Genomic DNA, 21,276 nt, shown 5'->3' with positions numbered 1-21,276 from the left:
CCGATCACCCAAATCGCTACAACGAGGTTTTTCATGAATACGACGAAGTATCAAAACACACGCCTTTATATCAACGGCGAGTGGTGCGACGCGCAGAGCGGCGCTACGCTCGATGTAGTCAATCCCGCCACCGGGGATAAGATCGGCACAGTCGCGCGCGCCGGCATCGTCGACTTGGAGCGCGCCGTCGCGGCAGCGCAAGCTGGTTTTTCTGCTTGGCGCAAGATCTCCGCTTTCGACCGCGCGACGTTGATGCGTAAGGCTGCTGCGCTGGTGCGTGAGCGTGCGGACACCATAGCGGCCCTGATGACGCTCGAGCAAGGCAAGCCCCTTGCCGAGGCACGCACCGAGGTCAATTCCGCTGCAGATACCATCGAATGGTTCGCAGATGAGGGGCGTCGCGTCTATGGTCGCATCGTGCCGCCGCGCAATCTCAACGCGCAGCAAACGGTCGTTAAGGAGCCCGTCGGACCGGTTGCCGCCTTTACTCCGTGGAATTTCCCCGTCAATCAGGTCGTGCGTAAGTTGTCGGCCGCACTGACGACTGGCTGCTCGTTCATCGTCAAGGCCCCGGAAGAGACGCCGGCGTCGCCGGCTGAACTGATCCGCGCTTTCGCCGATGCCGGCGTGCCCAACGGCGTGCTCGGGCTCGTGTTCGGCGATCCCCCGGAAATCTCGCGCTTCCTGATCGAGCATCCTGCAATCCGCAAAGTCACGTTCACGGGCTCGACGGCGATCGGCAAACAACTTGCTGCGCTAGCCGGTCAGCACATGAAGCGCGCGACCATGGAATTGGGTGGTCATGCACCGGTGATCGTCGCAGCGGATGCCGATATCGAACTCGCCGTCAAAGCATCGGGAGCCGCGAAATTCCGCAATGCTGGCCAGGTTTGCATTTCGCCGACGCGGTTTCTCGTGCATAACAGCGTCATCGACGAATTCTCCCAAGCGCTCGTCAAACATGCGGAAAATCTTTCGGTAGGCAACGGCCTTGCGCAGGGCACGACGCTTGGGCCCCTTGCCAACGCGCGCCGGGTGACGGCCATGACGAATGTCATCGAGGACGCCCGAAAATCTGGAGCGACCGTAGCGACAGGCGGGGAGCGTATCGGCACCGCAGGCAACTTTTTCGCGCCGACGATATTAACCAACGTACCGCTTCATGCGGACGTGTTCAACAACGAGCCCTTCGGGCCAGTGGCGGCCATTCGCGGGTTCGATTCGCTCGAAGATGCGATCGCCGAGGCCAACCGCTTGCCGTATGGTCTCGCCGGATACGCCTTCACGCGCTCGTTCAAGAACGTTCATCTGCTCACGAACGCCTTGGAAGTCGGCATGCTTTGGATCAACCAACCCGCCACGCCATGGCCGGAGATGCCGTTCGGCGGCGTCAAGGATTCAGGATACGGCTCGGAAGGCGGCCCCGAAGCACTCGAGCCGTATCTCGTCACGAAGGCGGTGGCGGTAACGGCCGTCTAAATCAGCGGAATTCGCTTCCTTTCCCCCAAAAAAATCAAAAACTCCATGCCCCTCGATCCACACCTTGGTGCAGTGCTTGCGCAGATGGCCGCGTCCGGCCGCAAGCCGATGCATGAATGCTCGGTGCAAGAAGGCCGGGACCTATATCTTGCGCTCACCTACGGCTCGCGCACGCCCGAGCAAGTGGTGCCGGTCGGCAGCGTCGAAGATGCTTTCGTCGACGGTGGCGCCGGTCCGCTAAGGGCACGCATCTATCGCCCCAACGGCTCGGGCCCCTTCCCTACGGTCGCATTCTTCCATGGCGGGGGCTTTGTCATCGGCGACCTCGATACGCATGACAACATGTGTCGCGAGCTTTGTCGCGGCAGCCAGGCCGTGGTGGTTTCCGTCGACTACCGGCTGGCGCCTGAGCATCCGTTTCCAGCTGCGGTGGACGACGCGATCGCAGCAACGCGGTGGGTCGTGGCGCATGCAAAACAACTCGGGGGCGAGGACGTCGTCGCTGTCGCCGGTGATAGCGCAGGCGGCAATCTAGCAGCGGTCGTCGCGCAGCAATTGGCCGCTCTCGGAACACTGCTGGCGGCGCAGTTCTTGATCTACCCGGCAGTAGATAACACCTGGGTGGGTTATCCGTCCATAGAAAAGCATGGGCGCGGGTATTTCCTAGAGCAGGAAACCCTCGGGTGGTTCTTCGATCACTACACGGGCGCTTCGATGGATCTGAAGGACGCTCGGCTAGCGCCGATTAAGGCATCCAGCCTCTCGGGTCTTCCACCGGCGGTGATCGTCACCGCCGAATTCGATCCGTTGCGGGACCAGGGTGAAGCATATGGGATCGAGCTCCACGCAGCGGGCAGCAAGGCCGACATGTTCCGTTGCGAAGGCATGATCCACGGCTTCTTCGATATGGGCCGCTGGTCACCGGTGGCTCAACGATTCATTCGGGCGAGCATCGAGCGCTTCGGACTGGTGGTGCACGGCACCTACGGACTCAGACGAGAACTGAGTGGAAAATCACTTCCCTAAACTCTTTGAGCGGCACGTCGCTTTTTTCCACGCGCATGCGTAGAAGCGCGCCTTCCCAGCTGTTCAGAAGAAACTGGGCCAACATCGTTGCAGGCAGCTGATTCCTGATCTCTCCGGTGCTCTGAGCGGCAGCAATGCATTCCTCCAAGAGACCGGTCCACGTCTTGAAGTTGGCGGCGATACGCTCGCGAATCGCCGCGCTGTGGTCGGCGACCTCGAGGCTGAGGTTGCCCATCAGGCATCCCCGCACATAGCCGGCCGCCTTGAGCGAGCGGATTCTCTTATCGAAGTAGGCTTGCAGCCGTTCGAGCGGCGACAGCGTGTTGTCGCGGAACAGCGGCTGTAGCTCGGAGAGGCTGCGGTTGAAATAGCAGTCGACCACCTCCGCCCCGAATGCTTCCTTGCTGTCGAAGTGGTTATAGAAGGACCCTTTAGGAACGCTCGCCTTGTCGACGATCTCCTGAATCCCCGTTGCGGAATACCCTCCCGCGTGGAGCATCCGCAATCCTGCGCTGAGCAATTCGTCCCGCGTGTGCGGATTCGGCTTTGGCCCGCGACGGGCGGCAGTATTCATTTGAACCCCTCAACCAATAAAAAGCGACCGGTCAGCGTCGTACGAATAGTCATCTTACATTCTTTTTGAGAACGGTGAAGTTTGCTGCAACCGGCGGGGATAAAACCGGCAGCTTGCCGACGCTACACGCAGTCGCCCGAGCGCCTCCTCGTACCACGTTGCCCTCAGCCTAAGCATCCAGACGCGGACGCATCGCCCCGTCAGGGTTAGCGCGGATTGATAAATATAAGACGACCAGTCATATTATGGTCATGACGGCAGCGTCTTGGAGGTCCCTGATGGCTGGAACGGAACTGCCGCAATTCAATTTTGCTTAACCGAGGAAAGTGATGCAGTTCGAGCTCGTTGCCGAAGGTTTGCAGTTTCCCGAGGGGCCTGTCGCTCTGAATGACGGCTCCGTCGTGCTGGTAGAAATCGAGGCGAAACGCGTCATCAGAGTGGAGCCTTCGGGCCGTGTCTCGACCGTCGCAGAATTCGATGGCGGCCCCAACGGGGCAGCGCTGGGTCCGGACGGATGGCTTTACGTCTGCAATAACGGTGGATGTTTCACCTTCACAACAGAAGCGGGATTCAATGCGCCCGCTCGCGTGCCCTCCACCCACCGCACCGGCAGTCTGCAGCGGGTGAACCTTGCGACGGGACGTATCGAAACGCTTTACGAGACGGCGGGAGGGCGCCGCCTGGAAGCGCCCAACGATCTCGTCTTCGATCGACATGGCGGAATCTGGTTCACCGACTACGGCTCCGCGACTGAGCTGGGACGCAACTTTGGATCGATCTGCTACGCCTTGCCCGACGGATCGCACATTGAACGCGTGAAGGAAGGTCTCATCTCCCCGAACGGGATCGGCTTGTCGCCGGATGAGAGCGTCGTCTACGTGGCAGACACGGCACTAGGCAGGCTGTGGGCGTTTGACGTTGAGGAGCCGGGGCGCCTCGTGCCAGAGCAGCGGCGCCAGTCCGGACGCGTGATCAGCAATGCCCAGGGGGCGAATCGCGTGGACTCTCTTGCAGTCGAGGCGGACGGCAGGGTTTGCGTCGCGACCATCGGTGACGGCGGAATCACTGTTTTCGAACTCGATGGAACGACCACCCATGTCAAGGTTCCCGATCCGTTCGTGACGAACCTTTGCTTCGGCGGTCAGGACATGCAGGATGCCTGGGTGACCGCATCGGGAACAGGCAAGCTTTACAAGACACGTTGGCCGCGGCCCGGCTTGAAACTGAACTTCGCGCAATGAATTGAAGTTGGCGAATCTTCGGCAGAAATCGCCCTCCCCGCTATGAAGCCACCAACAGTAAACGAGAGACAGAAAATTTGCCTCACGACCTCCATCAAATCGCTTCATCCGAATCATCATTGCCTTGGAGTTCATAGAACATGTCCGATTTGAAGAACGACGGTGTCATGTACCGGATGCCTTATGGTTTTGGCCCAACGGCCGGGCCCCGGCAAGGACCGGATCTGAAGCCGTTCGATTGGAGCACGTCGCCACATCGCCGCAGTGTCACGGTCAGTTTTCTGACCGATGCCGCGCTTCTCGGCGAACTCCTTCCGCCGGGGTTCCGTCTCGCGGGTGAGCCGGTCGTCACGGTCGAGTTGACCGAACTGGCCGAACTCGAATGGTTGGCCGGCCGCGGCTATTCCATGCTCGCGGTGCGCTTTCCCGCGCGCTTCGAGGGCAAGACAGACGATGTCACAGGGAGCTTTCTGAGCGTTCTTTGGGAGAACCTTGCAGACCCGATCCTGAGTGGCCGGGAAGAGCTGGGGTACGCCAAGATCTGGTGCGAATTGCCGCCGGTCCGTGTATTTCGGAACAAGGTTGTCTGCTCGGCCTCCTGGCTCGGCCATCAGTTCGCTCAGATTTCGGTCGACGACCTGACAGATGCCGAACTCGTTGCGCCCGCCTACCCCGGGCTCGGCAGTCAGCGGAGCGATGGAACGTTGCACTACAAGTACTTTCCGGACACCCAGAACTGGGGCAAGGCGGCGCTTGCGCACGCTTGTCTGTCGCCCGCCGGCGGAAGCGCGTCGGTGGAGCGCGTGAGGCGCGGCCGGGGAAGCGTCAGCTTTTTCCCGACCGCTTGGGAAGACATGCCGACTCAGTTCCATATCGTCACGAAGCTGCTGCAACTGCCGCAACTGGAAAGCAGAGGCGCTTGGGTGGCCGAAATGCGCGGTGCGTCGGATTTGTCGAATCAGCGCAAGCTCGCCTAACTCAGTTGGCGTCTCATCAAACGCCGGATGATCGAAACGGCTTTCGCCCCGGTGCCGACTACGCACCGAGAGAGTTGGCCGAAACAAAGGAAGAATGATGAATAAGGTTTATCCGTTGCAAGGTGTGCGCGTTTTGAATCTAGGTGGTGTCTGGGCCGGACGCGTGGCCTCGATGTTGCTTGCCGATCAAGGCGCGGAGGTCATTGAAATTAATCATCCGGATCGAGAAGACAAACTCGAAGACGCCGCGCTGGGCCGAGGAAAGGTTGCGGTGAGCCTCGACCTCAAGACGTCCGACGATCGGCATGCCGCCCTGAGCTTGGCGGATGGCGCCGACATCATCATCGACAACCTCGGGCCTGGGCGTGCCTCCCGCTTCGGATTGGACTACGAGAGCATTCGGCAACGCAACGAGTCGATTGTCTACGTATCGATACCCGGTTTCGCCGAAGGCAGCGAATGGGATGGTGTCCCGGCGTTCGAAGGCACCGTCGCCGCATCGGTGGGCGCGTACACCGATATTCATGCGCTCGGCCCAATCCTGGGCGGTCGCCCCATCTTTTCGTCGCTTCCCATGGCATCGGCCTATGGCGGCGTGCATGCTGCGATCGCCGCGACGATGGCTTACCTAAGGCGCCTGCAAACCGATGCCGGCTGCCGCGTGGAGGTACCGCTGGCCGATGCGCTTATGTCCGCCATGGCGGTGTTGGTCATGAAGGTAGACGGGCAGCCGCAACGGTTCGATTTGCCGCCGATCGACAAAGCAATGAGCGAGGTTGCGTTTCCCATCTTCCGCGAAATGTCGGACGAGATGAGCGATGCCGGTCGCGCTGCCGTCAACGCCTATCTCGCGAAGTTCGGACGCCCCCAATTCGGAAACTATCTGTGCAGCGATGGCAAGATGGTTTTCATCAATGCGGTCGATCACGTCCATCACGCCCAGGCTTGTCTCGAAGTCCTCGGCATTCTTAATGACCTCATTGCAGAGGGCATGATCGTCGGCAGCCCTTACGAGGAAGGGGGAGATGGGAACAACATCAGCTATTCCGCTGGTTTGAGTCCGCATTGGACTCAACGGTTGCGGACCTTGATGAGTCAACGCTTTCTGACGAAGCCGGCTGAAGTTTGGGAGCAGTTGCTACGCGATGCGAGTGTCCCTGTGACCGTGGTCCGAACGACGCAAGAGTGGCTCGACCTCCCCGACGCTCAAGCAGGCGGAAATGTTAGTGAGGTTGAAGATGTGAAGTTCGGTGCAGTTCGGCAGCCCGGGCGCTATATCTCGATCGAGGGTCCCGATGTGCAGTCGCGCGACCTCCAGCCACGTGAAATCGGTCAAACAAAAATTGGATGGAAGTCTGGCCGGCCCACCGTCGGCCCCCTGGTTCCGAATGAGCCGCCGCCGAAAATTCTTTCCGGGGTGCGGGTCCTTGATCTCTCTAACGTGATCGCCGGTCCGGCCGCCTGCCGAATCCTTGCCGAGTTCGGAGCGGATGTCACCAGAATCGATCCGCCCGCCCCTCAGGCGGGGCCGCGCATGACGATGTGGTTTGGCATCGATGTTAATCAGGGCAAGCGTTCGATCATTCTCGATCTGAAAACGACCGAAGGACGCGCAGTCTTCGAAACGATGGTCAAGAATGCCGACGTCGTGGTTCACAACTTCCTTGATGCGACGGCGGCAAGACTGGGGCTCTCCGACGAGGCGCTCAGACGCATCAATCCGGACATCATCAGTTGCCAGGTCAGCGCGTGGGGAGGACCGCTCGGTGGCCCCCTCAAGGGATATCCGTCGTTCGATCCGGTCTTGCAGGCTGCAACCGGTGTGACGGCGCGCTACGGCACGCCTGAAGCACCCGTGCTGCATGGAATGGCCTCGTGCGTGGACTACATCACCGGCTTCACCGCTGCCCTCGGTGTGGCGCAGGCGCTCGTTGCCAGGAAGCTTGGACGAGGCGGCTCGTACGTGCGGACGTCGCTATCGATGGGGGCGCAGCTCGTTCAGTTCCCCTTCGTTGTCTCAGCCAAAGGCGCCCCCACGGGGTCCGAGCCTTCGACGCAACTCGCGCCCGGCTACGGTCCGCATTACCGGCTCTACAAGGCCAAGGACCGCTGGGCATTCCTCGCCTGCCGCCCCAACGAACTCACGGCAATCGCTGAATTGCTTGGCGCGAGCGAACCGACAGAATCGTCCATGGCTGCTGCAATCGCCACGCGGACCTGCGTCGAGATCGCTCAGTTACTGAAGGATTGCCGATCGGGATCGTTCGTTCCCGTCATGAGGCTGGACCAAGTGCGCGAGGCATGTACGGTACCGGACGTGCCAAACCTCGAACTAAGCGGTAGGTCACTCGCTATGCGGGAAGCCAATCACCCGAGCGGGCATCGAGTCAATTTGCCCCTTTCAACCTGGTACAGGTTCGGCGCGCAAATCGTAGAGCCGCTCGCACCGGCCCCTGAACCTGGCCTTCATACCCATCGGGTTCTGCGTGAGCTAGGCAAAACGGAATCGGAAATTCGTGAACTGTTTGCGAAAAGCGTTGCCCGCGAGAACTGGGCTGTATTGAAACACTATCTGCCCCTTTAGGACCTGCCCTTGCCGGTCTGGTAAGCCATTTTTTTAAAGTCGATTCCAAAAGGAAGTCGTCGAGCTCACCGTTCTAGGAAGACGAGCAGCGCTGCCCCGCTGCTCGCGACCTGCCACAAGCTGTACGGCCAATGCGCCGGGAGGAGACATCATGTCAATTGAAACGCTCGCAGGCAGCGAAGCCTCGCAACCAGGCCGCCGCACCACTTCGAACAAGGCCCTCAAGTCGCTCACAGCTGCCGTCGTCGGCAATCTGCTCGAATGGTTCGACTGGACGATTTACAGCACGTTTGCCGTCTATCTCGCCTCCAGCTTCTTTGAAAAATCAGCCGCACTTTCAGCACTGCTTTCAACGCTCGCCGTCTTCGCAGTAGGTTTCCTCGCCCGCCCGGTCGGGGGTTTGATTTTCGGGCGCCTCGGCGATCGAATTGGTCGCAAGAATACGCTTGTCATTACGATGTCGACTATGGCTGCAGCCAGCCTGATGATCGCGTTGATACCCTCTTACTCGCACATCGGAGTCTGGGCGTCAGTGCTGCTACTGATTGCACGCCTGCTTCAAGGTTTGGCGCACGGCGGCGAGTCGGGCGTTTCTTATGTCTACGTTGCAGAGATCGCCCCGGCCAAACGCCGAGGGCTGTGGTCCAGCAGCACGATGTTCAGCGCGACACTCGGTGTGATGGGCGCTACTGCTCTCGGTATCGTGCTGACGTCGGTGTTCTCACGAGCAGAGATGGTCGTCTACGGGTGGCGCGTCGGCTTCGCCGTCGGCGGCATTCTCGGTCTTTTCGCGCTCTACTTGCGTAAGGCGGCGCACGAGTCCCCGATTTACGACGCCGAATCGAAGGTTGAGCCTGCCCCGATGACCGGCCGCGAAAAGCTGCGGATTTTTCTGAAAATCGTGTTTTTCTCGGCTGGCGCGCAAGTCGCCTACTACACGTGGGTCGCATTCGCGCCCACCTTCGCGATCGCCAGCCGTGGTATGGACCCGCACGGCGCTTTCGTCGCGAGCATTTTCGCCCAAGTCGTCGCACTTTGCCTGCTGCCGTTCTACGGCCACCTGTCGGATCGGCTGGGCCGGAAGAAGATGGTTTTCGTCTACGGACTGGGCCTCATCGTCGCGCCGATCCCGTTGGCCGCGCTTTTGACGCACGAGCCTTGGACGCTCTTCACATCCCAAGGACTCGGCCTCGCCGTATGGACGATCATCGGCTCGCAATATGCCGCACTGATCGCAGAACAGATCCCTACGCAACACCGGGGATTTGGCGTTGGCTTCTTGTCGTCGCTCATGTCTTCCATCTTTGGAGGAACGGCGCCCTTCCTCAATACCTGGTTGGCCGCTCACCACATGTCTTGGATGTATTCCCTCTACATCATGGTGCTAGGGGCGCTGACACTCGTCGCCGCCGTGATGATCCGCGAAACCCGCGGCGTGCCGCTCAGCCATATCCGTAACGATGATTGATAAACGGCGCGGAACCATACCACTTGCTCGTTCGACTTGATAGGAGTTGCAGACCATGGTCATCGTAATAACACACTATCGCCGGCCCGATATGCCTGCGGAGGAATGGAATGCTCGATATACCGACGATATGGCTAAACGCTTCGTCGATATGCGTGGCCTGATGTGGAAGATCTGGCTCGACGAGCCGGTGGAGCAACTGTCAGGGGCCATCTACCTGTTCGAGACGAAGGCTGACGCCGAAGCTTATATCCAAGGGCCGGCCATCACTCGTATGAAGGCGAATCCGGACCTGATCGACGTATCGGTGAGGATCTACGATATTCGGGAACGCATGAGTGAGTTCACGCGAGCGCCGCTGGGCCAATGAGCTTTTCGGGCGAATTCGGGTGATAGTTGCTCGCATTGATGGGCGAGAACTACAGCCGCGGATGGAACGGTGTCCGCGGCGATCCGATCAGGCCTCCGGGTTTGGTCGGACTTCGACCTCCGTATCGGAGCTGCATATCACATGCACGACCTCGGGCGATAGCGGTTGGTGTATGTATTGATCGACTGCATGAGGCAATCTATGCCATGATGGAATGACCCAGTTCCTTTCAGCAGTACACTACGGCATACGATGAAGACCACGTTCCGCCACCTGCCCCCGTTGAATGCACTGATTTTTTTCGAGGCGGCGGCGCGGCATCGAAACTTCACAAGCGCGGCTGCCGAGCTATGTATTACACAGAGCGCGGTTAGCAAGCAAATCCGGTTGCTCGAAGAGAGCCTCGGCTTCGAACTGTTTCGGCGCGACACTCGCCACCTACAGTTAACCGATGCCGGTAAGGAATTCCACAGCGACGTAACAGCCGTGCTGCAGCAGTTGGCCGGCAGCGTCGACAGGATACGCAACCGATCAGATGGCGTAAGTGTGACCATCACCTGCACGCAAGCGGTCTCGCATTACTGGCTGTTTCCTCGTATAGCGCGATTCAATACCGAATACCCAGACATCACGGTCAACATTTACGCGACCAACGATATCTCGGAGTCCTCATGTCAGCGATTCGATCTTGGCATCCTGAATGGCGACGAGAGCTGGCGCTCGCCACTGCACAGTCATCTGCTGTTTGAAGAGCGCATCTATGCAGTGTGCCGAAAGGACTATCCGATAGACGGCACGCTTAAGCCGAGCGAACTGCTCACACAGCGCTTGATTCACCTTGACCCATCCGCGTGGCGATGGCCGACATGGATCAATTGGTTTGCACATTTCGGCATCTCGTACGCGATCCCCAAGAATGCTCAGTTGTTCAACCAAGTGACGCTCGCGCTGGATGCCACGGTGCGCGGCATGGGTGTCGGGCTTGGATGGGAATTCATGACGCAGGAACTATTGCAAAGCGGAGTCATTCGCAAAGCCAGCGACGACTACTACTCGCCAGGGCTCGCGGACTACCTCGTCTATAGCTCGATGCGGCCACTACCACCAGCAGCCACGGCGTTCCGAGATTGGTTGCTCAGCGATGTCCGACGAGGCTTGCAGCAGCCGGGGCTGTGAACGCGAAGGTGCCAAATGCGCTCCCCCGGGCGACGTGACGATCACACCGGGTACGCTTACATTCGGCTCATCTAGAACGCAAGCCAAGCAGCTGCGCTCTCTCCATTGGGCGCGCGGATATCGCGTCGCATCTTCACTCGCCGAGATACGCAGCACGCACCTTCGGATCGTCGAGCATTTGCTTCGCATCGCCCGACATCGTGACCATGCCGGAATCCATCACATAGCCGCGGTTAGCCGCCTGCAACGCGAGACGCGCGTTCTGCTCCACGAGCAGCACGGTGAGACCTTCCTTCGAGATGTCGCGCACGACTTCGAAGATCTTCTCGACCATGATCGGCGACAGGCCCATCGACGGCTCGTCCAGCAACAACAGCTTCGGACGGCTGATGATCGCGCGTGCCATCGCCAGCATCTGCTGCTCGCCGCCCGACAGCGTGCCGGCCAGCTGCTTCGCCCGCTCTTTCAGACGTGGGAAATAGCCGAACATGCGCTCGACGTCCTTCTCGATGCCTTCGTTGTCGTTACGCAGATAGGCGCCCATCTGCATGTTTTCCAGAATCGACATGCGCGCGAAAATGCCGCGGCCTTCCGGCACCATCGCCAGGCCGCGCTTGAGCAGCTCGTGCGCCGGCACGCCCTTGATCGACTCGCCCATGTACTCGATGTCGCCCGCCAAGTAGGGCTTCAGGCCCGTGATGGCCTTCATCGTCGTCGTCTTGCCGGCGCCGTTCGCGCCGATCAGCGTGACCAGCTCGCCCTGTTCGACTTCCATGTCGACACCCTTCACTGCCTGGATGCCGCCGTAATTGACCTGCAGGCCCTTGATTTTCAACATTGCCGTAGCCATCAGTGGACCCCCGCGCCCAGATATGCCTCAATCACCTTCGGATTCTTCTGCACGTCTTGCGGCAGACCTTCAGCGATCACCTTGCCGTAATCGAGCACCGTCATGCGGTTGCACAGGTGCATCACGAGCTTCACGTCGTGTTCGATCAGCAAAATCGTCTTGCCGTCGTCGCGGATCTTCTCCAGAAGACGCGTGAGTTCGACCTTTTCCGTCGCGTTCATACCGGCCGCCGGCTCGTCCAGTGCCAGGAGCTTCGGATCGGTAGCCAACGCGCGCGCGATCTCCAAGCGGCGCTGGTGGCCGTAAGAAAGATTGCGCGCCGTGTAATCGGCGTATTGCAGCACGCCCACGTATTCGAGCAGTTCGAGCGCGCGCTCCTTGATCTCGCGCTCTTCCTTACGCTCGGCCGGTGTCTGAAACACCGCGCCGAGCAGCCCGTGCTTGGTGCGCACGTGACGGCCCACCATCACGTTCTCGAGCGCGGTCATGCCGCCGAACAAGCGAATGTTCTGGAACGTACGCGCGATACCGGCCTGCGCCACCTGGTGGACGGCCGTCGGCGTGTAGTCCAGACCATCGAGCTTGAAATCGCCCGAATCGGGCGTATACAAGCCCGTGATCACGTTGAAGAACGTGGTTTTGCCGGCGCCGTTCGGGCCGATCAAGCCGTAGATCGTACCTTCCTCGATCTTCAGGCCCACGTCCGAGAGCGCTTGCAGGCCGCCGAAGCGCTTATTCACGCCGCTGACGGACAAACGAATGCTTTTGTTGCTCATATGAAGTTCTCCTGTCGACCAGAGTTAGCGCTTTAGCGCTTACTCTGGTCCCATGCACAGCTGTCGATCGGAGTTTGCGCTTTAGCTGTCGACCGGAGTTAGTGCTTTAGCACTTACTCCGGTCCCCACGCAGGGCGCCTGTTAAGCGCGTACCGGCTTCTTGGCGTTGCGCTTGGCCAATTTCGCGATCTTGTCCTCATGCTTCGGCGCCGGCCACAAGCCCTCCGAGCGGTACAGCATGATGAGAACCATCGCCAGGCCGTACAGCAGCTGACGGATCACTTCCGTGTCGATGATCTGATGACCGAACATCCAGTGCTGCAGCGGGCCCATCGTCGAACGCAGGAATTCCGGGAAGATGGCGAGCAGCACGGCGCCCAGGATCACGCCAGGGATGTGGCCCATGCCACCGAGCACGACGCAGGCGAGCACCACGACCGATTCCCAGAACGTGAACGACTCGGGCGACACGAACCCTTGGAAGCCGCCGAACATGGCGCCCGACAGGCCGCCGAACGACGCGCCCATCGCGAACGCGAGCAGCTTCACGTTACGCGTATTGATGCCCATGGCCTTCGCGGCGATTTCGTCTTCGCGGATCGCGGCCCAGGCACGGCCGATACGCGAGTGCTGCAGGCGCGTACACACCCAGATCACGAACAGCGAGCAGAGCACGAACAGGTAGTAGTACGAGTAGACCGACGGCAGATCGAAACCAAACAACGAGTGCGTTTTCGCGAGGCTGAAGCCGGCGACGTGCACCGGGTCGACACCCGTGATCCCCTGCGGCCCGTTCGTGATGTTCACCGGACGGTCCAGGTTGTTCATGAAGATCCGGACGATTTCACCGAAGCCGAGCGTCACGATCGCCAGGTAATCGCCGCGCAAGCGAAGCGTCGGCGCACCGAGCAGCACGCCGAAGAGCGCGGCCAGGCCCATCGCGCTCGGCACGATGATGAAATACGACAGATGCAGACCGTTCGGCCAGATGTGGCCGATCCACGCGAACTGCGTGGACAGCTGCGGCGAAGTCAGCAGCGCAGCCACGTAGGCCCCCACCGCGTAGAACGCGATGTAGCCCAGGTCGAGCAGGCCGGCGAAGCCGACCACCACATTGAGGCCCAGCGCCAGCATGACGTAGAGCATCGCGAAGTCGAGCACGCGCACCCAGTAGTTGCCGCCGGCCGCGCCGATGATGAGCGGCGCCGCGATGACGAAGATAGCCGTCAGCACACCCACGACGAGCGACTTCGTGGCATTTTTCTCGGGGATGAGCGTCGTGGACGGCTCGATCGGTTGAATTGAAGTCATTTTGCTTTGCTCCTTGCCTTACGCGCGATCCGCGACACGTTCGCCCAGTAGGCCCGACGGACGGAAAACCAGCACGACGATCAGCACGACGAATGCGAACACGTCCTGGTAGTTACTGCCGAACACGCCACCGGTCAGATTGCCGATGTAGCCTGCGCCCAGCTGTTCGATCAAGCCCAGCACCACGCCGCCGACCATCGCGCCGCCGAGGTTGCCGATCCCGCCAAGCACGGCCGCGGTAAACGCTTTCATGCCGGGGATGAAGCCCATGTAGAAGTGGACGTTGCCGTATTCGGACGCGATCATCACGCCAGCCAGGGCGGCGAGCGCCGAGCCGATCATGAACGTGGCCGAAATCACGAAGTTCGGGTTCACGCCCATCAGGCTCGCGACGTTCGGGTTCTCGGCGATCGCGCGCATCGCGCGGCCCAGCTTCGTCTTGTGAACGAGCAGCAGCAGGCCGGCCATGACGAGGAACGCCACGACGATGATCGTGATTTCAGTCATCGAGATGACGGCGCCGACGGTCGTGTCGGTCGCCTTGATGACGTTGAGCGGATCGGTGGAGATCAATTGCGGGAACGGGAGCGGATTACGCGACCAGATCATCATGGCCAGCGTTTCCAGCAGAATCGATACGCCAATGGCGGTGATCAGGGGGGCCAGACGCGGGGCGCGACGCAGCGGCCGATAGGCGGTCCGCTCGATCACGTAGCCGACGATCGCACACACGATAGCGGCGACGATGAGCCCGATGACGAGCGTCGGTATGTTGCCTAGCCCCGGAAAGTGGTTGTGCAGCACGTTGATGGTCGACAGCGCGACCATCGCACCCACCATCAGCACGTCACCGTGAGCAAAGTTGATGATGCCCAAGATGCCGTACACCATCGTATAGCCGAGTGCGATGATGGCGTAAACGCTACCAAGCACCAGCCCGTTAAGGATCTGCTGGAGGAAAATATCCATTTTTGTCTCAGAAGTCAGAAAGCGGCAGAAGCCCAGTTCGTTCGCAGCGCCCACGACATACGCAACAGCACGACCTCATTTGTGCGCAAGGAACGCGGTTCGCATCTGAAGCGATATCAACCGTGTGATCGTGGGACCGGCTGGGCCCACGCGCTCAACGCATCTTCAGCCCGGTCGATCTGATGCACCGCGCCGGCACGAAACGCCGGTCCGCGCGGTGCAAATCGCGGACCTCAGTGAGCGCTCGTCGTCGTAACGGGCTGCCAGTCCCCATTCTTGACTTGATAGAGCGTCGAACTCGGATTCTTCAAGTCACCATGGGCGTCGAATGCGATATTGCCCGTGATGCCCGCATAGTTCGTGCTATCGAGGCCCGCGACAAGTGCGGCGGGTTTTGCCGAACCGGCCTTCTTCATCGCCTCGATGGCGAGCCAAGTTGCATCATAGGCGAACGGCGAATAAGTGAGGTTGGCAATGCCGAACTTGTTCTTGTATTTGTCGGCAAACTCAGCGCCGTGCGGAAGCTCGGTAAGAGGACGACCGTACTCCCAAGCCATCGCCCCTTCCGCCGAAGCGCCAGCCACTTTTGTGAAGACCGTGTCCGCGACAGCTCCGCCGCCGAGGAATTGTGTACGCATCCCAAGCTGTTTCATCTGCTTCACGACTAATCCTGCCTGATCGTCGAGCCCGCCGAAGAATACCAGGTCGGCATTTGCAGACTTAATATTCGTCAGCTGCGCTCGGAAATCGACGGCCTTGTCATTCGTGTATTCTTGATCAACGATTTGGCCACCGGCCGCCTTAACGGCCTTAACAAATTCTTCCGCTTCGCCCTGCCCGAACGCTGTCCGATCATCCAGTACGGCGATGCGCTTTGCCTTGGTCACCGTGACCGCATACTTTCCAGCGATACCCGCGTTTTGCGCATCGGTCGGGATGATTCGAAACACCGTTTTCAGACCTCGCAGCGTAATCTGAGGGTTCGTGGCAGCAGGCGTGATGAGCGGAACCCCGGCCGAAGCAAGCACTTGAGATGCCGGAAGACAAACACCTGAGTTATAGGGACCGACAACCATGGAGACGCCGTCGTCGACGAGCTTCTGTGCAACCTGTACCCCGACACGCGGGTCGCCTTGGTCATCGACCGAATCAATGACAAACTTGACCGCTTCCTTGCCGAACATCGGATGTTGCGCATTGGCTTCGTCGATCGCCAAGCGGACGCCGTTCTCGATGTCCTTTCCGCTTGCGGCGCTTCCACCGGTAAGCGGCCCCGATACACCGATCTTAACGATCTCCTCCGCATGAACTGCTGGATGGACGATCAACGTCAAAGCGGCGATGGCCAAAACTTTATTCGCAGTGGCACCAAGATTTTTCATTTAAACGTCTCCTAACAATATAAAGATTATTCGAATAAAAATCCAACACACCGTAACTTCGCCCCCCTGCCCTCCACGCAAGGATATTTCTCAATCAAAGTGAACCAATCGCTAACCCAAAAATCCGAATGCCTGCATTTCTATGAGATACGCTGGGTCCGCTAGACGACTTTCCACGCAGGCTCGCACCGGCTTAGCGTGGCCGCTTAGCCACTTCTCGTAAACCACGTTCATTTCGTCAAAGTGACTCATGTCTGACAACCAGACTTGCACGCGGGTCAGCTCATCCTTGGTGGCGCCTAGTTTTTTCAGAAGGCCGTCGATTGCATCCAGTACGTCATGCGTCTGCTCAACGATGCCGCGTGACGTGTCGCGCGCTACTTGGCCGGCTGTCTCGAACGAATCGCCATATCTAACTGCCTGCGACATTCGATCGTTTGAGTCAAATCGCGTGATCATGTTTAAACCTCTCCTTTTGCGTGGCCGGCTTCTCTTCCGAGCCGAAACCGTGCGCCGACGGTTCTTAACGGATCCGGCGGAACCCAGGACGGCCCAGAGTTCTTCAAAATGAAATCAAGATTTTTGCTTTTTATGCCGGATATATAGTCGGCCATGTAATAGCCAAGGTATGTCCCCTTCACTACCCCGACACCATTGCAGCCCGCCATCACATAAACACCATCGCCGGGCGACGAAAACACCGGTGCATGGTTCAACGTCATCGCTAACATCCCGCCCCATGTGTACTCGAAGTCGACGGTTGTGAGCTGCGGGAAGCGGGCCTCGAAGGAGCGTCGATGCTGTTGCCATGCCTCTTCCAGACGTTGGGGTGATGCGTTCAATTCAGGAAGGAAGTGAAGCGTGTTCCGAACGAACAGGCGCCGATCGACCGTAAAGCGAACCGTGCTGCCGGCCGGATGCGCAGACGTGACTCCCCACGGTGCAACATTTTTGAAATGGTCCCGAATCTCGTCGTCGGAAAGCCGGCGGGTCAAACTCGCATAGGTGAACACTGGCGCCAAGCGATTCGACAGCTTGCCGAACTCTTCGGAGAAGGAGTTCGTCGCTTGGATCACCGTGCGAGCGGAGAGGCTGCCGCCGACAAATCGGAGCCTATGCGGAGGGCCGTATTCGATACCTGTCACCGGGCTTTTCTCAAACAGCACGACCGACTTCGGCAGCGCTTTGACGAGGCCCCGAACGAGGGCAGCCGGATTGACTAGAACGTTCCCAGGGGTGTAGACCGCGGACAAATAGTAGTCCGTACCCAGCCTGCGTCGGAGGCCCTCCCCCGCAAGCACCTCGTGGTCGAACCCGGCCGTGCCGAGCATGTCCGCAAACTCTTTCAACGCGCTCAGGTTTTCAGACTCATGCGCCGCTAAATACTTTCCCGACTCACACCAGTACGGAATGTCGAGGCGGTCTTTGTATTCCCGTAGCCGCTGTATCGCGAAGGTGTTCAGCCCGTAGAGAAGACGAGCTTCGTCAGCGTCGGTCTTCCCACCGTCGAGATTGTGTGGAACATCGATCAAAAAGCCGGCATTGCGCCCGGACGTCCCTTCCCCCACGCGTAGTGCGTCGATCAGCGCGATGCGCGCGGATGGGTTCAGTTCGGCGAACCGCAGCGCCGTCGAGATACCCGTGAACCCCGCTCCGATGATTGCAACGTCAAATTCATGCTGTCCCCGTATCTGCTCCCCGAGTGGGTCCCGCGAGGACGGCGCCGTCTCAAGCCAGCCAAGGGTTCCATCGACGCGGGGAAACTTTTCTACCCGTACCATTTGATTCTCCGAAATGCATGCCTGCACGACGGAGCATGGTCAAAACAAGCGTTTCCGACAAACGAATCCTTGGAACGACGCCATTCCATGATGGAATCCAACAGGGTGAACCACCGCACCATTCCATCCCGACATACCCCCATGCCGTGATTTCGTTTGCAACAGACATGCTGGCTTCGTAGTCTTGCGTCCAACTTAGCGATGCAACGTTGCGGCAACCGCGGGTGCGGTCATTACCTGAAGGAATGAAACGTAAATGAAGAAAATCGTCCTGAAACTTTCGTGCGTCGACAAACGCGGGATTGTCGGAGCGGTCGGCGAATGCATTGCGAAACAAGGCGGCAACATCGTCGAAAGCGGTCAGTTCGTCGATGCCGAGCATGGTCGCTTCTTCATGCGTGTATGTTTTCAGACACCGCCGGAGATGACGATTTCATCGTTTCGCCAGGCGTTTGCCGAGGTCGCAACGCGGTATGAAATGGAGTGGGACCTATTCGACCTGGCGGTGAAGCCGCGCGTGCTAATTATGGTTTCGCAATTGGGGCATTGCCTGAACGATCTGTTGTACCGACACAGTACCGAGCAGCTTCCGATGGAACTGGTCGGGATCGTGTCCAACCACGAAACGTTTCGGCGCCGCGTCGAACATGAGGGCATTGCGTTCCATCACCTGCCCATCACCCCGGAGACCAAAGTCCAGCAAGAGGCCCGACTTCTCGATCTCGTCTCTGAGCAAGCCGTCGATCTGGTCATCCTTGCCCGCTACATGCAGGTCTTGACCGACGAGCTGTCGACTCGGCTCGCCGGCCGCGTGATCAACATTCATCATTCGTTCCTCCCGAGCTTCAAAGGTGCCCGCCCCTATCACCAGGCCCATGACCGCGGCGTGAAATTGATCGGCGCCACCGCGCACTACGTCACCGCGGAACTGGACGAAGGACCGATCATCGAGCAAGGCATTTGCCGCGTCGATCACACAGCAACTGCAAGCGACATGGTAGCGATCGGTCGCGACACGGAATGCCAGGTACTGGCGAAAGCGGTCAAATTACATCTTGAACATCGAGTGCTTCTCAATGGACATCGTACGATTGTCTTCTCCTAAGCCCTTAATCCTCAACGGACAAAAGATCGCCGCCGACATCGTAGCGGAAGTGCGTAACAGCGTTGAGCATGAAGGAATAACGCCCGGCCTCGCCGTCGTCTTGGTCGGGAGCGACCCGGCTAGCGCCGTCTACGTGCGAAACAAAAGCACCAGGGCCCGAGAATGCGGCTTCTTGTCTCGCCAGATAGATTTGAGCGCAGACGTATCGGAAGCGGAACTTCTGCGCATTATCGCGGAGTTGAATGCGGATCCCGTGGTCCATGGCGTTCTCGTTCAGTTGCCTCTTCCGCGGCATATCGACGCCAAAAGAGTCATCGAATCCATCGATCCCGTAAAGGATGTCGACGGGTTCCACTATGCGAACGCCGGGCGGCTTTCGACGGGGGCGATCGAAACCGCGCTGGTGCCGTGCACCCCACTGGGCGTGATGAGGCTCATCAAAGAAGCGATCGGCCCCGATCTCTCGGGCAAGCATGCGGTAGTCGTCGGGCGTTCGAACATTGTCGGAAAACCGCTAGCACAGCTCCTGATCAACGCGAACTGTACCGTATCGATCGTTCATAGCAGGACAGCTGAACCAGAGGCTTTGACCAGACAGGCCGATATCCTGATCGCCGCCGTTGGCGTTCCAAAGCTCGTGAACGCTTCGTGGGTCAAGAAAGGCGCGGTGGTCATCGATGTCGGTATCAATCGCGAGTTGGATGCCGCCGGGAAGGCGACGCTCGTGGGTGACGTCGACTATGGTCAAGTCAGCCCGCTCACCTCTGCCATCACTCCCGTGCCCGGCGGCGTTGGCCCGATGACCATTGCGATGCTTCTGCAAAACACACTTTTGGCGGCGCGTCGCGCGCAACAGGGCGCTAAAGCATGACGATATCGGCCGACAAACCGGCGACGGTAACGTCACGCACGACGCCCGAGTTCCCATCTTCGAGGTTGTTCAAATGAGTCGGTATTCGATATTCAGCCTGGTTCGCAACGGGTTGTCCTATCACGAGAAATGGGAACGCCAATGGAAAAGCCCGCAGCCTAAGCGCGAATATGACGTCGTCATCGTCGGCGGTGGCGGGCATGGACTTGCGACCGCCTATTACCTTGCGAAGGAGCATGGTATTACCAATGTCGCGGTGCTCGAAAAAGGATGGATTGGGGGTGGAAACACGGCGCGAAACACGACGATCGTGCGTTCCAACTATCTCTGGGATGAGTCATCCGCACTGTACGAGAAAGCGATGCAGCTCTGGGAAGGGCTATCGCAAGATCTCAACTACAACGTGATGTTCAGCCAACGCGGCGTGATCAGTCTCGCGCACTCGCTGCAGGAGGTTCGCGACACTCATCGACGAGTCAATGCGAACCGACTTAACGGCATCGACGCCGAATTTATCACGCGCGAACAGATCAAGGAGCTGGAGCCAGCGATCAATCTCGACTGCCGGTACCCGGTGATGGGCGGCGCCATCCAACGTCGCGCTGGCGTAGCGCGCCACGATGCAGTCGCTTGGGGGTTCGCACGGGGCGCGGACCGAGCGGGTGTCGACATCATCCAAAACTGCCAGGTGATCGGCATTGACCGCCGCGACGGAAGCGTTCAAGGCGTTGAAACCACACGCGGATATATCCGAGCAAAGAAGGTTGCAGTCGTCGTTGCGGGCAACACGAGCTCACTCGCCGATATGGCTGGCCTGCGTCTGCCGATCGAAAGCCATCCTCTGCAGGCGCTCGTCTCCGAGCCTATCAAGCCGGTGTTGAATACCGTCATCATGTCCAACGCGGTTCACGCCTACATCAGCCAGTCGGACAAAGGCGACCTTGTCATCGGCGCCGGCATCGATCAATACCTCGGCTACGGACAACGAGGCAGCTTTCATATTGTCGAAGGCACCATCGCGGCGATCCTCGAAATGTTCCCGATCTTTTCTCGTGTCCGCATGAACCGGCAGTGGGGAGGAATCGTCGACATTTCTCCCGACGCCTGTCCGATCATCACGAAAACCGATGTGAAGGGTTTGTACTTCAACTGCGGATGGGGAACCGGAGGCTTCAAGGCCACACCCGGCTCAGGGTGGGTCCTGGCGCACCTGATCGCTACCGATCGGCACCATAGCCTTAGCGCGCCATTCTCCGTCGAGCGGTTCTACACCGGGCATTTGATCGATGAGCACGGCGCCGCTGGCGTCGCGCATTGACGGGCTTCGATTCGGGAG

The 21,276-nt window shown here is 59.3% G+C and carries 19 protein-coding genes; 11 read left to right on the top strand and 8 right to left on the bottom strand.

Annotation, left to right across the window (positions count from 1 at the left end; translation table 11 throughout):
- Nucleotides 1–33 precede the first annotated feature (33 nt).
- Together VOM14_RS13165 and VOM14_RS13160 are read left to right on the top strand one after the other, a co-directional pair.
- Nucleotides 34–1,479: an NAD-dependent succinate-semialdehyde dehydrogenase gene (locus VOM14_RS13165; RefSeq protein ID WP_327629161.1), complete on the top strand. Its 1,446-nt coding sequence runs from the start codon at nucleotides 34–36 to the stop codon at nucleotides 1,477–1,479.
- Between the two features lie 45 nt (nucleotides 1,480–1,524).
- Nucleotides 1,525–2,505 (top strand): alpha/beta hydrolase, encoded by a 981-nt coding sequence (locus VOM14_RS13160; protein WP_327629160.1) that lies wholly within the window; start codon nucleotides 1,525–1,527, stop codon nucleotides 2,503–2,505.
- Here VOM14_RS13160 and VOM14_RS13155 read toward each other — a convergent pair.
- Entirely contained in the window at nucleotides 2,471–3,079 is a 609-nt protein-coding gene (locus tag VOM14_RS13155; RefSeq protein WP_327629159.1) for a TetR/AcrR family transcriptional regulator, read from the bottom strand. The genes VOM14_RS13160 and VOM14_RS13155 overlap by 35 nt on opposite strands.
- Nucleotides 3,080–3,408: 329 nt before the next feature.
- Here VOM14_RS13155 and VOM14_RS13150 point away from each other — a divergent pair, with 329 nt between their 5' ends.
- The 6 genes from VOM14_RS13150 to VOM14_RS13125 all read left to right on the top strand — a co-directional run bounded on the left by VOM14_RS13150 (nucleotide 3,409) and on the right by VOM14_RS13125 (nucleotide 10,895).
- The gene (locus VOM14_RS13150) at nucleotides 3,409–4,320 is read left to right on the top strand and encodes an SMP-30/gluconolactonase/LRE family protein (protein WP_327629158.1); all 912 of its coding nucleotides are present in this window, start codon (nucleotides 3,409–3,411) and stop codon (nucleotides 4,318–4,320) included.
- A 140-nt stretch (nucleotides 4,321–4,460) separates the two neighbouring features.
- Nucleotides 4,461–5,297, top strand: coding sequence for an acetoacetate decarboxylase family protein (locus VOM14_RS13145; RefSeq protein WP_327629156.1), 837 nt, complete (start codon nucleotides 4,461–4,463; stop codon nucleotides 5,295–5,297).
- A 97-nt stretch (nucleotides 5,298–5,394) separates the two neighbouring features.
- Nucleotides 5,395–7,881, top strand: coding sequence for a CoA transferase (locus VOM14_RS13140; protein WP_327629155.1), 2,487 nt, complete (start codon nucleotides 5,395–5,397; stop codon nucleotides 7,879–7,881).
- A 151-nt stretch (nucleotides 7,882–8,032) separates the two neighbouring features.
- Complete coding sequence (locus VOM14_RS13135) at nucleotides 8,033–9,349, top strand: MFS transporter (RefSeq protein ID WP_327629154.1); 1,317 nt, start codon at nucleotides 8,033–8,035, stop codon at nucleotides 9,347–9,349.
- 55 nt (nucleotides 9,350–9,404) lie between these two features.
- On the top strand, nucleotides 9,405–9,719 hold the full coding sequence (locus VOM14_RS13130; protein ID WP_327629153.1) for a YdhR family protein: 315 nt from the start codon (nucleotides 9,405–9,407) through the stop codon (nucleotides 9,717–9,719).
- Nucleotides 9,720–9,971: 252 nt separating this feature from the next.
- Nucleotides 9,972–10,895: a LysR substrate-binding domain-containing protein gene (locus VOM14_RS13125; RefSeq protein WP_327629152.1), complete on the top strand. Its 924-nt coding sequence runs from the start codon at nucleotides 9,972–9,974 to the stop codon at nucleotides 10,893–10,895.
- Nucleotides 10,896–11,028: 133 nt separating this feature from the next.
- Here VOM14_RS13125 and VOM14_RS13120 read toward each other — a convergent pair whose 3' ends face one another.
- The 7 genes from VOM14_RS13120 to VOM14_RS13090 all read right to left on the bottom strand — a co-directional run bounded on the left by VOM14_RS13120 (nucleotide 11,029) and on the right by VOM14_RS13090 (nucleotide 17,964).
- Nucleotides 11,029–11,745 carry an ABC transporter ATP-binding protein gene (locus VOM14_RS13120; protein ID WP_327629151.1) on the bottom strand — a complete coding sequence of 239 codons (717 nt, stop codon included), beginning with the start codon at nucleotides 11,743–11,745 and terminating at the stop codon, nucleotides 11,029–11,031.
- Nucleotides 11,745–12,521: an ABC transporter ATP-binding protein gene (locus tag VOM14_RS13115; protein WP_327629150.1), complete on the bottom strand. Its 777-nt coding sequence runs from the start codon at nucleotides 12,519–12,521 to the stop codon at nucleotides 11,745–11,747. Before VOM14_RS13115 ends, VOM14_RS13120 begins: the two co-directional genes overlap by 1 nt.
- Nucleotides 12,522–12,662: 141 nt before the next feature.
- Nucleotides 12,663–13,832, bottom strand: a complete 1,170-nt coding sequence (locus tag VOM14_RS13110) for an ABC transporter permease subunit (RefSeq protein ID WP_327629149.1) — start codon at nucleotides 13,830–13,832, stop codon at nucleotides 12,663–12,665.
- Between the two features lie 18 nt (nucleotides 13,833–13,850).
- A complete protein-coding gene (locus tag VOM14_RS13105; RefSeq protein ID WP_327629148.1) occupies nucleotides 13,851–14,801 on the bottom strand; it encodes a branched-chain amino acid ABC transporter permease in 951 nt (316 codons plus the stop codon).
- A 233-nt stretch (nucleotides 14,802–15,034) separates the two neighbouring features.
- Nucleotides 15,035–16,183, bottom strand: a complete 1,149-nt coding sequence (locus tag VOM14_RS13100) for a branched-chain amino acid ABC transporter substrate-binding protein (protein ID WP_327629147.1) — start codon at nucleotides 16,181–16,183, stop codon at nucleotides 15,035–15,037.
- A gap of 111 nt (nucleotides 16,184–16,294) precedes the next feature.
- Complete coding sequence (locus VOM14_RS13095) at nucleotides 16,295–16,642, bottom strand: RidA family protein (protein ID WP_327629146.1); 348 nt, start codon at nucleotides 16,640–16,642, stop codon at nucleotides 16,295–16,297.
- Between the two features lie 2 nt (nucleotides 16,643–16,644).
- Entirely contained in the window at nucleotides 16,645–17,964 is a 1,320-nt protein-coding gene (locus tag VOM14_RS13090) for an NAD(P)/FAD-dependent oxidoreductase (RefSeq protein WP_327629145.1), read from the bottom strand.
- A gap of 256 nt (nucleotides 17,965–18,220) precedes the next feature.
- Between VOM14_RS13090 and purU the strand changes: the two genes are divergently transcribed.
- From purU to VOM14_RS13075, 3 genes are all read left to right on the top strand, one after another.
- Entirely contained in the window at nucleotides 18,221–19,069 is an 849-nt protein-coding gene (gene purU, locus VOM14_RS13085; RefSeq protein ID WP_327629144.1) for a formyltetrahydrofolate deformylase, read from the top strand.
- Nucleotides 19,041–19,940: a bifunctional 5,10-methylenetetrahydrofolate dehydrogenase/5,10-methenyltetrahydrofolate cyclohydrolase gene (locus tag VOM14_RS13080; protein WP_327629143.1), complete on the top strand. Its 900-nt coding sequence runs from the start codon at nucleotides 19,041–19,043 to the stop codon at nucleotides 19,938–19,940. The genes purU and VOM14_RS13080 overlap by 29 nt, the downstream gene beginning before the upstream one ends.
- A 73-nt stretch (nucleotides 19,941–20,013) precedes the next feature.
- Nucleotides 20,014–21,258 (top strand): sarcosine oxidase subunit beta family protein, encoded by a 1,245-nt coding sequence (locus VOM14_RS13075; protein ID WP_327629142.1) that lies wholly within the window; start codon nucleotides 20,014–20,016, stop codon nucleotides 21,256–21,258.
- Nucleotides 21,259–21,276 lie beyond the last annotated feature (18 nt).

The sequence above is a fragment of the Paraburkholderia sp. MPAMCS5 genome (assembly GCF_036016995.1).
GTDB lineage: Bacteria > Pseudomonadota > Gammaproteobacteria > Burkholderiales > Burkholderiaceae > Paraburkholderia.
The sequence above is the reverse complement of the archived record's forward strand: the minus strand, read 5'-3'. Positions and strand labels throughout refer to the sequence as shown.